Source organism: bacterium, assembly GCA_016708315.1.
Taxonomy (GTDB): Bacteria; Zixibacteria; MSB-5A5; order CAIYYT01; family CAIYYT01; genus JADJGC01.
This window is the reverse complement of the sequence record JADJGC010000023.1, coordinates 744,149-758,826: the sequence shown is the minus strand read 5'-3', so window position 1 is coordinate 758,826 and position 14,678 is coordinate 744,149. Positions and strand designations below refer to the sequence as shown.

Sequence of the window (14,678 nt, the reverse complement as noted above, 5' to 3'; positions counted from 1 at the left end):
ACTAAATGAACTCTTGAAGGGCAACTGAAGAAGTTGATGTTAGTGAAACCGAGCTTCCGTTCTAGAAATTGTCTGCCTGTTTCCGGAGAGGAGCCAGTGACTCTCCCGATGAAGTCGGGATGCTCCAACCAACTGAGCTAACCGCCCTGAAGCTTTGATGTGTGTTAGCGAGTAATTTATGGCGGACCCGACCTCACTCTCTACATACTCTTGTGAGTTTCAGCTTTTCAGAGCGGTTTCACTATGCTCTAACTGACGGAAGACGTTGGAACACATTAGAGCACTGCTGATCAATCGATCCTATTTCGCTTGTTTTGATACCTTGATGTACTCCTGTAGCGCTTCGATATAGACCGCATAAGCCTGTCGCCCCACGGCCGTCAGAGTGAATCGGGTCTTCGGCTTTCTGTCCTCAAATGCTTTCACTACACGAACGTATTTGGCCTCTTCCAGTTTTTGGAGATGGGTACTCAGATTGCCATCGGTGGCACCGGTCGAATCTCGCAGAAACACAAAATCCGCCTCCCGAACACCGGCTAAGATTGTCATCACCGCCAATCGTAGGGGTGCGTGTATCATGAGATCAAGTGGCTCTAAGGATTTCATCGTCATTGAACGTCACTTTGCATTCAGGCTACGCGCGCTTCGCCACAGAAGGTATCCAGGAACTAAATAGCCCGGAATCACAATGGATGCCATTATTAGCGGATGGTATTTGTCGGGGAGTAGCATCATAATGACAGCTCCACACCACCAAGACAATCCACCCAACTTGAACGACAAGAGCCCCATGATGTGTCCCGAAGAGTAGACGGCAATTCCTGCCAAGAGAGAAATCAGAACGTACGTTGCTCGTGGCGGGAAATAGTGTACAATGGGATTGCCGAAGAGGATTACCGCGGCAGCTATCCCAGTGGCGAGCCACACACCATCGTAAGTGTGTTCCGCATAGGTCTGGACATGCGCACGATTTCGGTGCCGAATCGTTAAAACGCCACTGACGATGCCCCCGATCGGCATTAGGATCGCCCAGGGAAGCCAAATGTCTCTTCCCGGAGCCCTTAGTTCCAATATGTAGGTTGATATACATGCGACAAATAGCAGCGCCCCCCACACGAGGTAATAGGCACTTCTATCGACTACCGTGGACTTGGTACGCGCGATCATATCGCTTGCAATGGCCAGCATTTTGAGGGCGTCCGAATCTTGCTCTCGTGCGTTTTCCATCTTCTTCCTTTCTGTTAACAAAGTACTCTGTAAATCAAAGTACTTGGAACATACGTAACCTGCAAGCAGTTTGTTGCAAGAGACTCTAGTCCAACATTGATGTTTCAGTCACGGCGCGAAGATGACAACCGCCAAATCCGGGCTCGACTCCCGTTGATCGAGTGTTCGGACTCTTGAAGGCAGTTTAGGAGGAGAAAGTGATCTGGCAGCGAGTTTTCTGAGCGTGAGGTTAGCGGTTTTAGCGCTCGGTTAATTTATCGGGAGTTAAGAAGATATAAATGGCGGGGTCGACGAGACTTCCCGATAAATCGGGACGACCTTCCCGACGAGTCGGGACAGGCATTCTATTGATGTCAGGATTTATGGCGGGGTCGACGAGACTCGAACTCGCGACCTCCTGCGTGACAGGCAGGCGTTCTAACCAACTGAACTACGACCCCGTAAAACTAACTTATGTCTTCTCGGTCAGCGACCTTCCCGACGAGTCGGGACAGGCGTTCTAACCAACTGAACTACGACCCCGGCAAACTTGTCTTGTAGGCGCGCCCTACGCCGATTGATTTCCTTCTGCTTGAGCCGGCTTGTCCTTAATCATGATTCCAATCGGAATCAGGACACAGTAACCGAGCACGAGCAATATCGGCGCCAGCGTAATCGAACCGGAGGCGAGGGCAATGAATCCTAAGATGATCGACGCAAGCGCCGCACCAAGGATCATCCAGTTCTTCTTTCCAAACGGCAGCTCGTCACTTTGACGAGATGCTCTAACTTTCTTCAACTGCGCCATCGGGCCTCCACAGAGAAATGCAAATTACCATTAATTCGGCGTTCGTCAAGCTAATTTTTCCGCTCAGATGCAGACCAATTTCCTGCACCCAAAGTCATTCTTTATACGTCAATCAACGAACGCGGATTTCATATCACTTGCGGCACGATGCGAAAACTTATTAACTTCTTTGGAACAACGCGACTCCCGGGGCGAAACGACTGTATTAGCAGGAGTATGACTAAATGACTACATTTCTGGTTTGCGGCGCCGGACTGATGTCCAAGGCGCTCGTATATGATCTGATCAAGTTCTCTTCACCAACAAAGGTGATCCTTCTCGACATTGACCAAGCACGCCTCGACTCGATTAACGGCGAGAAAGTCGAGAAGCATCGTGGTGACCTATCCGACAAGGCGTTTTTCGAGCCGTTTGTCCGGGAGGCTGATATTGCCGCCGGCTCCGCCAGTTACAAGCTCAATCGTGCCTTGACTGAATGCGCAATCCGACACAAAACCCATTTCATCGACCTTGGTGGCAACAATTCAGTTGTCGATGCTCAATTTGCGCTTTCTGATCTTGCAGCAGCAGCTGGAGTAACAATTATTCCTGATTGCGGCCTGGCGCCGGGAATGGCTTCGGTCTTGGCGGCTGATGGCATTTCGCAGTTCGACAAAGTGGAATCGGTCAAGCTGCGTGTTGGCGGACTTCCTCAAAATCCGAAACCGCCGCTCAACTACGCTATATTCTTCTCGCCGGAGGGACTGCTGAATGAGTATCGCGAGCCGACAGTTGTGCTTCGCGACGGACAACTGACGAAGTTGCAGAGCTTGACGGAAGGCGAACGACTTTCGTTTCCGCCCAACTTCCCGGAACTGGAAGCATATCACACTTCCGGTGGCGCATCGACCTTGCCGTTTACTTTCGAGAAGAAAATCAGCGAACTCGACTACAAGACGATTCGCTATGTCGGTCATTTCGAGAAGATCAAATTCCTCTTCGAAATCGGCATGGCAGACGAAACCAAGTATGATGTCGACGGCGCAAAGCTGAGTCCTGACCAGATGCTGCGCAACGTGCTGCAGAGACATCTGCCGTCAAATGCTCCCGATGTGGTCTTGGTGTTTGTCGAAGTCGTCGGTATGAAAAACAATCGCCGCCAGACTGCTACATATTATATAGAAGACTACCTCGACAAAGCGACCGGCCATTCGGCGATGCAGCGCACGACGGCATACTCAGCCGCGATTGTGATGCAGATGATTGCCGAAGGCTCGATCAGTACACGCGGCACGCTTCGCTCGGAACAAGGCATCGATCACCGACGCTTCATCGAACATCTCGGCGAACGCGGAATCGGCGTGAAAATCGAGCTTAAATAGCAGTTCTCCAGCCATTCACTTATGGCGGATATGAGTCTCAATCCGCCATAAGAACCAATGCCCCTAATCATCCGGTGAAACTTCACAGCCGAAATCGCGTAACCACTATTGGTAATTCAATGTCGAATGATAATAAGATTCACTCATAAGGACTGATACATGAAGAAGGTAGTACTATCAGTATTGGTTGTCGCTATCGTGGCGGTAATTGTACTGGTGATGTTTAATCGCGGCGACTCCAGCAAGCAGACGGCTGCGAACGGAGTCAAGGTCGAGAAAGGCGAGATCATCGAAAAGGCGATGGCAATCGGAACGATTCAGCCCTACAAAGAAGTCCTCGTCAAGTCAAAGATCTCCGGAATCGTCAAGCGCCTTCATAAGGAAGTCGGCGATGTGGTTAGGGAAGGCGAACTACTGATAGACATTTCGCCCCAGCCGACGCCGCTTGAGTACACAGAAGCTCAGCGCTCCATCGACGTGGCGCAAATCAACTTCGACAATGCCAACACGGCGTTCAATCGTTCCATCGAGCTCTTCGACAAGAAATTGATCTCCAAACAAGAATACGATGACCGCAAGGTCAGTTTCGAGCAGGCGCAGTTGCAACTTAATCTCGCCAAAGAGCGGATGCAGTTGCTTGAGAACGGCGCCATCAAGACTGCCAATGTTAATGTCGAGAGTACGATCCGCTCCCCCATCACCGGGTCGGTACTTTCGAAAAACGTCAATGAGGGTGATCCGGTGGTGCCGCTCACCTCCTATCAGGACGGTACTGCTCTGATCACCCTTGCTGACATGACCGATTTGATCTTCCGTGGCACTGTCGATGAGATCGATGTCGGCAAGCTCACCGAAGGTATGCCCGTGACTTTGAAGGTTGGCGCATTACCGAAGGATACTGTCAGCGGCACATTGTGGCGGATTTCCCCGAAAGCGCGCAAAGAGCAATCGGCAACTGTGTTCGATGTTGAAGTGCGATTCAAAGACGTCGACCTTTCCAAGCTCCGAGCCGGTTACTCGGCTAATGCTGAGATCATCATCAAGGAAGCGCGCGACATCATCGTAATTCCAGAACGCCTCGTAGACTTCCGCAGTGATTCGGCATTCGTTCAGGTGCTGGACTCGATCGGCGGCAAGAAAGAGCGTGCCATTGAAACCGGGCTTTCGGACGGTGTGACGATACAGGTCACGACCGGATTAGCCGAGGGTGAGATGCTGGCGGAAAAATCGGGAACAGTGAATCCGTTCTAATATGCAGTTAACATCGCTGAAACTCTACATGAAGCAGTTCCTGCATGACTTGCGGGCACAAAAACTGCGCACATTCCTGACTCTGGTCGGATTGTCGTGGGGCACTGTGACGGTAATCTGTCTGCTTGCTTTCGGCTATGGATTGCAGAACAACCAGCAGGAACAGATGAAAGGGCTTGGCGACAATATCGTCATCATGTGGGCAAGCAACACCAGCAAACCGTATGCGGGTTATCCCAAGGGCCGTTGGTTTGGTTTTGTCCCTGAAGACATCAACATGATGCGGCAGAACATTCCAGAGCTTGAAGCCGTCTCGGGTGAGTTTCAACGCGGTAACATCACGATTCGCAATGGTAAGAAATCGAAACTCATCCAAATTTCCGGCGTTGATCCGGAGTTCGCACCGATGCGGACCATTGCTCCTGAGCCGGGCGGGCGATTCTTGAATGACATCGATGTCAACGACAAGCGTCGCGTTATCTTCCTGGGCAACGAATTGCGCGACGAAATATTCGGAGCAGAAATTGATCCGGTGGGACAAGCAGTGTTGCTCGACAATGTACCCTACACGGTTGTGGGCGTCATGGTGAAGAAGAAGCAGGATTCGTCTTACTCGGGCCGCGACAAGGATAAGGGCTTCGTTCCGACGACAACATTCCAGACTGCGTATGGCGACAGATACCTTGACAACATCGTATTTCGCGCGAAAACACTGGAGATTCACAAACAAGCAGTTGACCGAACTTATGAGGTCTTTTCCAAGAGATACAAATTCGATCCGACTGATCGCGAAGCATTGGCAATGTGGGATACGGTCGAAGACAATGGCTTCATGGTGTTCTTCGTCGCGATGAGATTATTCGTCGGTTTTGTCGGTTTCATGACGCTCATGGTCGGCGGAATCGGTTTGGCTAACATCATGTATGTAGTCGTCGAAGAACGAACCAAAGAGATCGGTATCAAGATGGCGCTTGGCGCCAAGAAGGGCTTTGTGCTGTTCGGATTCATTTTCGAGACATTCATCTTAACGACGATAGGGGGCGGCATTGGCTATGGAATTGCCCAGATAATCATTTCAGTCGCGCCCATGTTTGACATCAAAGACTATGTCGGTACTCCGACTTTGTCGCTACAGGATAAACTTGCTGTTGTCGTGATTCTGGGATTCATCGGCCTGATGGCGAGTTTCTTCCCGGCACGTCGAGCTGCCAACATGAACCCGGTACAGGCGTTAAAGCTGTAGTATGATCAACTCTCTGCTGTTCGTCAGGTTGTTCTGGCGCGACTTGCGCGCCAACAAGAAGCGCATGACGCTTACGCTGATTGCGGTGCTGTGGGGTACATTGTCAATCGTACTGTTGCTGGCATTTGCAGAAGGCCTCAAGGCGCAATTCGCCGAGAATAGCAAAGGACTTGGCGAAGGCATCCTGATAATTTGGGGTGGCCAGACAACGGTTCCATACGAAGGTCTTGGCAAGGGACGGCGAATTCGATTCTACCCCGAAGACTTGCAAGAAATCCAGCGGCAGATTCCCGAAATCGAAAAGGTCGGAGCTGACTACTTCAATTGGGGGACATCGATCAGCTATGGAAAGAAGACCATCTCTGGAAGAACCAACGGACTATTCCCAAGTTTCGAAACGATGCGGGCACACTATCCGATGCCGGGTGGACGCTTCATCAATGAACTGGACATGAGCAAACGCCGCCGAGTGGCATTTCTGGGCGATAAGATGGCGACGGAGCTGTTTGGGATTGAGGACCCTGTCGGCAAGATTATCACAATCGACAATATGCCGTTTACCGTTATTGGTGTGCAGGTCAAGAAACAGCAGATGGGTTCCTATTCCGGTCCCGACAACAACAAAGTTGCAATTCCCGCGACTACACATTCGGCAATCTGGGGCAATCTCCGGTATAACAACCTTGTGATCAAGCCGCGCGATGTAAACCAATCGGAGTTTGTTAAGTCGCGAATCTACGAGGTCGTCGGCAAGCGGCAGAAATTTGATCCGAAGGACAAGGCCGCAATGTCGATCTGGGATGTAATCGAGGGTCAGAAAACGATGGACAAAATCATGCTGGGACTTCAAGTGTTTTTCGGCGTGATGGGTTTCTTCTCATTGTCGATTGCCGGAGTCGGAGTCGCCAATATTATGTATGCTGCCATCAAAGAGCGTACTGTGGAGATCGGTGTCAAGATGGCCCTCGGCGCCAAGAAGCGCCAGATTATGGGACAGTTTATTCTTGAAGCAGTTCTGATTTGCGGTATCGGCGGGCTCATCGGAATACTGGTGGCGCAGGGCGTATGCGGGTTCTTTGAAAGAGTAGACCTCAACAACGAGGCACTGACATGGTTAGGGAAACCGACTATTTCGATGACAATAGGTTTGGTAACAGTTACGATTCTTGGATTCATCGGCCTGATTGCGGGGTTCTTCCCGGCGCGAAGAGCGGCTTCGGTGAACCCGGTTGAATCGCTGAGATACGAGTAAGCACGAGGTAATGACACAATGATAAAGATGAACGGCATTAGAAAACTCTACGCCACCGGCAAGGTCGCAGTTGAAGCTCTCAAGGGATTGGATCTTGAACTAAAGGGCGGCGAATTTGTCAGTATTGTCGGACCGTCCGGTTCCGGCAAATCGACTCTGATGAATATCGTCGGGTGTCTGGATACGCCATCCGAGGGTGAATTCTTCCTCGATGGCGAGCGGGTAGACCAATTCAATGGTAATCAACTTGCCGAAGTCCGGAACAAGAAGATTGGATTTGTATTTCAGAACTTCAACTTGTTGCCGTATGCGACTGCTTACGAAAATGTCGAATTGCCGATGATCTTCGCCGGTGCATCCCAGAAAGATAGAAAAGAGACTGTCACGCGGTTGCTTACTCGCGTCGGGCTCGGTGACCGTATGGACCACAAGCCGACAGAATTGTCCGGCGGTGAAATGCAGCGCGTGGCGATTGCTCGTGCGTTGGCAAACAGCCCAAAACTAATCCTCGCAGACGAGCCCACAGGCAACCTCGACTCCAGATCTGGAGCGGAGATTATGAATATCTTCGAAGAGCTGTGGAAGTCGGGAACGACGATACTGATGATTACCCACGACCCTAATGTCGCCAAGCGGACCAAACGGACGATCATGATCAAGGACGGCGTCATTGTGCAGTCCCTTAATGGCAACGGAAACGGCTCATCCGAGCAACATTAGGGCGGTAAATTGGGCAATCTGCGCCCTAATTGCCTCAAAATTCTGGTCATTCCTCACTAAACACATTAGTATAAGTCTTGATGGCGAAACTGCATTGTCTGGATCTGGTCAAGACCTATCGCAAACGCAAGGTCGTTAACGAAATCTCGATCGAAGTCAACCAAGGCGAGGTTGTTGGACTTCTCGGACCGAACGGCGCCGGCAAGACAACGACATTCTATATGGTGATCGGATTCATCCGTCCGCAGTCAGGCAAGGTTCTGCTGGATGACCGGGTTATCACCGGATTGGCTATGTATCGCCGCGCCCGATTGGGTATAGGCTATCTAGCGCAGGAACCATCGATTTTCAGGAAATTGACCGTTTGGCAGAATGTCATGGCGGTTGCGGAAACGCTTAGATTGCGCAAGAAGGAACGTGTCGAGCGGGTTACTGGGATATTGGAAGAACTGGATGTTCTGCGTCTCGCCAAGTCCAAAGGATATCAGCTTTCGGGTGGCGAACGTCGCAGGGTCGAAATTGCCCGCGCGTTGGTTCTAAGGCCAAGTTTCTTGCTCCTGGATGAGCCATTTGCCGGAATCGACCCAATTGCAGTAGAGGATATTCAGCGTATAATAGATACCTTGAAGAACAAGGGACTCGGAATTCTAATTACTGACCACAATGTACGCGAGACATTGCAAACAATTGATCGGGCTTACATCATGTGCGATGGCAAGATACTTAAGGCTGGAACGGCGGAGTATTTGGCATCAGATCCGGAAGCCTGAAAGATTTATCTGGGCGAGAGTTTCCGGTTAAATTGACCGCGAGATTAGCCGATAACTGAAGTAACAGATAGCAGGAAGCGTTAACATCATACAGGGCAACTAGATAATATGCGATTGGAACTGACTCAGAAACTCTCACTCAAGCTCGCTCCACAGCTCATTCAATCGCTGAAAATGCTCCAGATGCCGATCCTCAAGCTCGAGCAGGTGTTGCGCCAAGAACTCTCGGTCAATCCTCTCCTTGAAGAAATCGAAGTCCAGGAACTCGAACTCGAGCAAGACAAAGCTGCTACTGATCTCGTAGCCGAGACTCCCGCCAAAAAAGACGATGAGAAGATTGACTGGGATGAATATCTCCGCGACAATGAAGACTACAATTATAAAGAATTCAAGACCGGTGACGGCGAAGAGATGCCGGAGTTTAGCGTTGCCGGTGAAAAGTCTCTCTATGAACATCTGCTTGAGCAGTTAACCTATCTCAAACTTACGGGAGATGATATCGAAATCGGCGAGTTTATCATTGGTAATATCGATGAGGCCGGTTATCTCTCCTGTTCGATTGAAGAATTGGGCGAGCAGCTCAAGGTCGATCCGGAAAAGGTCGAGCGGATACTGATCAAGATTCAGCGTTTTGACCCGCCCGGTGTCGGTGCGCGCGACTTAAAAGAGTCGTTATTGCTGCAGTTGCGTGATCGCCACATCGATAACAATCTGGTCTATCGAATCGTCGAAGAGCATCTCGAATCACTCGATAAGAAGAGCTTCCAACAGCTATCGAAATCAATGGGCGTTTCGCTCGAGCGGGTGCAAGAAGCAATGGAAGTCATCAAAGGACTTTCGCCGCGTCCGGCTTATGGCCGTTTCTCGCGTGCCGCCGCCGCAGTTGTCCCAGACTTGATTGTCGACAAGGTCGGTGATGAGTGGGTGATTTCGCACAATGACCGCAACATCCCGCAACTGCGCGTTAACGCCGGTTACAAGGAACTGCTCAAACGCGGCAATAATACACCCAAAGAGACAAAGGTATATGTCCGCGAGAAACTCGAACAAGCTCGCTGGCTGTTGAATGCCATCAACCAGCGTCGCAACACAATGATTCGCGTCATGCATGCCATTGTGACAGAGCAGATGGAGTGGTTTGAGCGCGGAGTAGAGCATCTTCGCCCGCTCACTATGGAAGACATCGCCACCATCGTCGAAATGAATGTGGCCACGATTTCGCGTGTATCCTCCGACAAGTACGTGCAGACTCCGCACGGCGTCTTTGAGATAAAATACTTCTTCAACTCCGGTGTGAAAATGCAGGATGGCGAAGAGGTAGCCAAGCGTTCGGTGAAGCAGCTAATTGAGGAAATCATCGCCAAGGAAGACGCGGCCAAACCGTTGTCGGATCAGGAGATATTCCAGATGCTGACCGAAAAGGATATCAAGATCGCCCGGCGCACGGTCACCAAATACCGCGAAGAACTCAAAATCTTGCCGGCGCGTTTCCGCCGCCGTGCAACCTAAAAAGTGATCGCGCCGGCAGAGGCGCTTTCGGACCCGATTGGCATTTTTTGATAGAAGAGCACATGGTCCTCCAGAATCAACTTTCTTTTCTTTCGAAACCCCGTTTAACATCATATATACAGCGCTGACCCATGGATAGAAATATGGCATTGGAAATGGTGCGGGTGACTGAGGCGGCAGCGCTTTCCTGTGCCCAGTGGATGGGGCGCGGCGACAAAGACTCAGCCGACCGGGCTGCTGTCGAGTCGATGCGCGAACGCTTCAATGCCCTCGATTTCAATGGCACAGTGGTAATCGGCGAAGGGGAACGCGACGAGGCACCGATGCTCTATATCGGCGAGAAGGTCGGCAAAGGCACCGGCAAGGCGATGGATATTGCCCTTGACCCTCTGGAATGCACCGATTCTTGCGCTTATGGCCGCCCGAACGCCATGTCGGTCGTGGCCTTGGGACCGAGCGGATGCTTCCTGCACGCTCCGGATACCTACATGGAGAAGATCGCTGTCGGGTATCAGGCGCGCGAAGCTATCGACCTCGACAAGCCGTTTGAGACCAACCTCCAGCAGATTCGCGAAGCCAAGAAGATGAAAATGGAAGAGTTGACGATTGCCGTCCTCGACCGGCCGCGACATAATGATTTAATTGCACGAATTAGGAAACTTGGAGCCCGTATCCGGCTTATATCAGATGGGGACGTTTCGGCAGCAATTGCCACTGCCCGGCCCGATACCGGCGTAGATGTATTGATGGGTATCGGCGGCGCCCCGGAAGGCGTTTTGGCTGCGGCGGCATTACGATGCCTCGGTGGAGAGATACAGGGCAAATTGCGCTTTCAGAACAACGAAGAGCGCGAGCGCGCGACCAGAATGGGTGTCAAAGATCTGGACAAGATTTACAAGTCCGACGAACTGGCGATGGGACACGATGTGATGTTCTGTGCGACCGGCGTCACCGACGGCGAACTGCTCGATGGAGTACGGTTCAGCCGCGAAGGCTCAAACACCCACTCGGTGGTGATGCGCCTGCAAACACGCACGATCCGTTTTATCGAAACATTTCACCACTATCACAGTGGACCTGAATAAACTTTTTCGAAGGATAATATCCTTCAGTGGGAAAGGAGCCGTTTATGCAAATCAAAGTCACCGGACGGCGTTATGAAGTGGAGGACAAGATCAAGGCGCGGGCAATTAGTGAAATCGAGAAGTTGGATAAGTTTTTCGACAACATTATTTCCGCCAATCTCGTGCTGTCGCAGGACGCGTTTCGCTGCGAGGGCGAGTTGACCATGACGGTCTCAAAATCGAAATTAGTGTCGAAGGCTTCGACTGAAGATATGTTCGCAACTATCGAAATGGTGACAGATAAGATGGCTGCGCAACTGAAGAAGCACAAAGGCAAACTCAAAGAGCGCGATCAGAAGGGTCTTTCTGAGAAGAAAGCCAAGGTTGACCTTTCAACAAAGGTTGACGAGGTCGAGTACTAAGCGCTGATTCTGAAATTGTATCCAGAAATAACGGCGGTGGGAAGCGATTCCTGCCGCCGTTTTGTTGTCTAAACCGAGCGCAAATGAAGCAAGAAGTCTGTGGGTCCGACTTCAGTCGGACATTTGCATTGACCACCATGAACAACGCACAGCAAACATCGGCGTCTGTTACCTGCCTGTAAGCCTACTGGAGTTTCTCAAGTCCTCTCTTGAGGTCATAGTCGGGAGTACTGGGATCGAGAGGAAGCACCTTTCTCAGCTTCGAATGTAGAAGCGGAGGTAGCGGAGGCGGGAATTCGATTCCGTTTTCGTTACAAACACGTTCCAGCGCCGGCCAGCCGACCATCGTGAGAGCGCGTCTCTCGATTATGTTTGCTGAATCAGGCTCGACAATTGTGGAATCCTTTTCTAACCGGGCTCTGAACGGCTCAGAAAGTTGGAAGAGAAAGATAGAGATTGCCGTAATGCGTATTCCGAATTCAGACACAAACTCCGGGTCATACTCGTCCGAATTGACGTATCTTACAAACACCGAGTCAAATGATTGTGTCGATCGGCCCTTGGTCTTGTAGCCGAGTCCCGTGATGAACTTGATCAGCGCAGTATCGTCCTTCCATCTGCGCAAGGTATTCATCACTTCAAGTGCTTTGCTTTGAGTAGAATCGTGAACCGCTGTCGAGGTTTTCGCCATTGTATCGGTTACAGGCTGCGATGTGACATTCTTGTCCTGAGCTTGCGCGTCTTGGCACAAGCCCAGTGCGACAAGAAATAGAATGACAGCCAAAGGTCGTATCATTTCAATAGTCCTATTTCACCTTAGTCGAAACGAGTATGTACGTGACGTCTGCCGACCACGGACTATCCCACCGCAAGCGGTGGGGCACCTGTCTCTGACTTGACTTCTGGGACGGCCGATGGGCGTCTGCCACCCACGGAGCCTCATCCGTCCTGCTCAAATCTATATTATTTATTGCTTTTCACATTCAAGCGCATAGATTGACTTCCGAGGAAAGCAATTATGGCCGCACTTACCGTTGAAAAATTAATGAAAGAACGTCGAGAGATTCTCGACATGACGCTACTTGCCGGCGCCGAAGGCGTCGACCGCGCAATCCAAACCAACGAAATCTTCCGCCCAGGTCTGGCGTTGGCAGGTTATACCGACAGATTTGCCTATAAGCGCGTGCAGGTATTCGGTGAAACCGAGCTGACATATCTGACTTCGCTGTCGCCGAAACAGCGCACCGAATCGATGGAGAAACTCACTTCGTTTCCGGTGCCGGTTTTGGTTGTGACCAAGGGAATCGCTCCGACAAAGGAAATGATGGAAGTTGCCGACCGCGCCAAAGTGCCGCTATTGTCAACGCGGATGTCGACAACCGACTTCATCACGCGCCTTTCGACAATTCTCGATAACATCTTCGCGCCATCAATAACCAAGCACGGCACGCTCGTCGATGTGTACGGCGTCGGCCTGTTGTATACCGGCAAGTCGGGAATCGGCAAATCGGAATGCGCACTCGACTTGGTCGAGCGCGGACATCGCCTGGTCGCCGACGACATGGTCAAGATCACCCGCAAAGCGCAATCGACAATCATCGGGCAGAGCAACGAACTGCTGGGGCATCACATGGAAGTGCGCGGCATCGGCGTAATTGATATCGAGAAGCTGTTTGGTATTCGCGCTATCCGTTTGCAGAAGCGCGTCGAGGTTGAGGTCCGGCTCTCGGTCTGGGAAGGCGGCTCGCAGTATGAACGCCTTGGATTGGAAGAGCGCTACACGACGGTGCTTGGCGTTGAAATTCCGGTCGTCACGATTCCGATTTCGCCCGGCAAGAATATCACCGTCATTTCCGAAGTGATCGCGATGAATCATATGCTCAAGGTCTATGGTGAAAACGCGGCGGAAGCGTTGTCCAAGCGCCTGTCGGAACGCATCCACCGCCAGCAAATGACGATGGACTATCTCGAGTCGGATTTCGAATAGCTGAATCACCGTATCCCGTTGATATGATGTGCCTTCCCGGCGGCAAGCTCGCCGGAGCGTTCCGATTTCTGGAACTGTAACTCCCCCAACACCGTTTAATGTATCGAATCGAATTCGCTGGTGAACTTACCGGCGGGTTGCGTATAATGTAGCGATATGACGCAGGTAGAAGCGTCGCTTGAAGTGAAAGTGATGGAGGTTTTGAAATAATGAACACAATGAAAACGACCTTCCTGATGGCCTTGTTGATGGTATTGGCTGTCGGGATTGGTTACGCGCTGGGCGGTCAAGGCGGAATGGTAATCGCCTTCGTCTTCGCGCTGGGAATGAACTTTTTCAGTTATTGGTTCTCGGACAAGATCGTCCTCAAGATGTACAAGGCGCAGGAAGTCACCGAAGCCCAGCAGCCGCGTCTTTACAATATGGTGCGCGAATTGGCACAGCGGGCAGAGTTGCCGATGCCCAAGGTTTACATCGTTCCGAACGACACACCGAACGCATTCGCGACCGGTCGTAATCCGGAGCACGCGGCGGTAGCTGTCACGCAGGGAATCATGCGCATTCTGACCGAGCCGGAACTTCGCGGTGTGCTTGGCCACGAGCTGGCGCATATCAAGCATCGCGATATTTTGATCGGCACCATCGCGGCAGTGTTTGCCGGTGCGATTTCGATGCTGGCCCACATGGCGCAATTTGCGGCGATTTTCGGCGGCGGACGATCCGACAACGATCGCGGCGGTTCGCCGATAGCTGTCATCGCGATGGCGATTATCGCGCCGATTGCGGCGATGATGATTCAGATGGCAATTTCGCGTTCGCGCGAATACTTAGCCGATGCCGGCGGCGCCAAGTATCATGGCAATCCCAATGATTTGGCGAATGCTCTGCGCAAGCTGCATACAGCGGCGCAAAAAGTGCCGATGGATGCCTCCCCAGCGACGGCGCATATGTTCATCGTCAATCCGCTCTTTGGCCGCGGCGGGATCACCAGTTTGTTCTCAACGCATCCGCCGATGGAAGAGCGCGTCAAGCGGCTTGAGCAGATGAGATTTGCATAATACAGTATTCGTAAGTATGTGAAATGG

General features: G+C 51.5%; 15 protein-coding genes and 1 tRNA gene. 11 read left to right on the top strand and 5 right to left on the bottom strand.

The window, feature by feature from the left end; genetic code table 11:
* Positions 1-300: 300 nt before the first annotated feature.
* From IPH59_15610 to IPH59_15595, 4 genes are all read right to left on the bottom strand, one after another.
* Positions 301-606, bottom strand: coding sequence for a transcriptional regulator (locus IPH59_15610; protein MBK7093118.1), 306 nt, complete (start codon positions 604-606; stop codon positions 301-303).
* A 12-nt stretch (positions 607-618) separates the two neighbouring features.
* The gene (locus IPH59_15605; GenBank protein MBK7093117.1) at positions 619-1,227 is read right to left on the bottom strand and encodes a hypothetical protein; all 609 of its coding nucleotides are present in this window, start codon (positions 1,225-1,227) and stop codon (positions 619-621) included.
* A 363-nt stretch (positions 1,228-1,590) separates the two neighbouring features.
* Positions 1,591-1,667: transfer RNA gene (locus IPH59_15600), tRNA-Asp, on the bottom strand.
* A 107-nt stretch (positions 1,668-1,774) separates the two neighbouring features.
* Positions 1,775-2,014 carry a hypothetical protein gene (locus tag IPH59_15595; GenBank protein ID MBK7093116.1) on the bottom strand — a complete coding sequence of 80 codons (240 nt, stop codon included), beginning with the start codon at positions 2,012-2,014 and terminating at the stop codon, positions 1,775-1,777.
* A gap of 224 nt (positions 2,015-2,238) precedes the next feature.
* On the opposite strand from IPH59_15595, the gene IPH59_15590 reads away from it, so the two are divergent.
* The 9 genes from IPH59_15590 (at position 2,239) to raiA (ending at position 11,606) form a co-directional block, all read left to right on the top strand.
* Positions 2,239-3,375, top strand: coding sequence for a saccharopine dehydrogenase NADP-binding domain-containing protein (locus tag IPH59_15590; GenBank protein ID MBK7093115.1), 1,137 nt, complete (start codon positions 2,239-2,241; stop codon positions 3,373-3,375).
* Positions 3,376-3,534: 159 nt separating this feature from the next.
* A complete protein-coding gene (locus tag IPH59_15585; protein MBK7093114.1) occupies positions 3,535-4,626 on the top strand; it encodes an efflux RND transporter periplasmic adaptor subunit in 1,092 nt (363 codons plus the stop codon).
* A 1-nt stretch (position 4,627) separates the two neighbouring features.
* Complete coding sequence (locus IPH59_15580; protein MBK7093113.1) at positions 4,628-5,869, top strand: ABC transporter permease; 1,242 nt, start codon at positions 4,628-4,630, stop codon at positions 5,867-5,869.
* Position 5,870: 1 nt separating this feature from the next.
* The gene (locus IPH59_15575) at positions 5,871-7,121 is read left to right on the top strand and encodes an ABC transporter permease (GenBank protein MBK7093112.1); all 1,251 of its coding nucleotides are present in this window, start codon (positions 5,871-5,873) and stop codon (positions 7,119-7,121) included.
* A gap of 18 nt (positions 7,122-7,139) precedes the next feature.
* Positions 7,140-7,841, top strand: a complete 702-nt coding sequence (locus IPH59_15570; GenBank protein ID MBK7093111.1) for an ABC transporter ATP-binding protein — start codon at positions 7,140-7,142, stop codon at positions 7,839-7,841.
* Positions 7,842-7,921: 80 nt separating this feature from the next.
* Entirely contained in the window at positions 7,922-8,611 is a 690-nt protein-coding gene (gene lptB / locus IPH59_15565; GenBank protein MBK7093110.1) for an LPS export ABC transporter ATP-binding protein, read from the top strand.
* A 108-nt stretch (positions 8,612-8,719) separates the two neighbouring features.
* Positions 8,720-10,120 (top strand): RNA polymerase factor sigma-54, encoded by a 1,401-nt coding sequence (gene rpoN / locus IPH59_15560; protein MBK7093109.1) that lies wholly within the window; start codon positions 8,720-8,722, stop codon positions 10,118-10,120.
* 131 nt (positions 10,121-10,251) lie between these two features.
* On the top strand, positions 10,252-11,205 hold the full coding sequence (glpX, locus tag IPH59_15555; protein MBK7093108.1) for a class II fructose-bisphosphatase: 954 nt from the start codon (positions 10,252-10,254) through the stop codon (positions 11,203-11,205).
* A gap of 44 nt (positions 11,206-11,249) precedes the next feature.
* A complete protein-coding gene (gene raiA / locus IPH59_15550; protein MBK7093107.1) occupies positions 11,250-11,606 on the top strand; it encodes a ribosome-associated translation inhibitor RaiA in 357 nt (118 codons plus the stop codon).
* Between the two features lie 184 nt (positions 11,607-11,790).
* Here raiA and IPH59_15545 read toward each other — a convergent pair whose 3' ends face one another.
* A complete protein-coding gene (locus IPH59_15545) occupies positions 11,791-12,402 on the bottom strand; it encodes a hypothetical protein (protein ID MBK7093106.1) in 612 nt (203 codons plus the stop codon).
* Between the two features lie 222 nt (positions 12,403-12,624).
* Between IPH59_15545 and hprK the strand changes: the two genes are divergently transcribed.
* Complete coding sequence (gene hprK, locus IPH59_15540; GenBank protein MBK7093105.1) at positions 12,625-13,593, top strand: HPr(Ser) kinase/phosphatase; 969 nt, start codon at positions 12,625-12,627, stop codon at positions 13,591-13,593.
* Between the two features lie 209 nt (positions 13,594-13,802).
* Positions 13,803-14,651, top strand: a complete 849-nt coding sequence (gene htpX / locus IPH59_15535; GenBank protein ID MBK7093104.1) for a zinc metalloprotease HtpX — start codon at positions 13,803-13,805, stop codon at positions 14,649-14,651.
* Positions 14,652-14,678 lie beyond the last annotated feature (27 nt).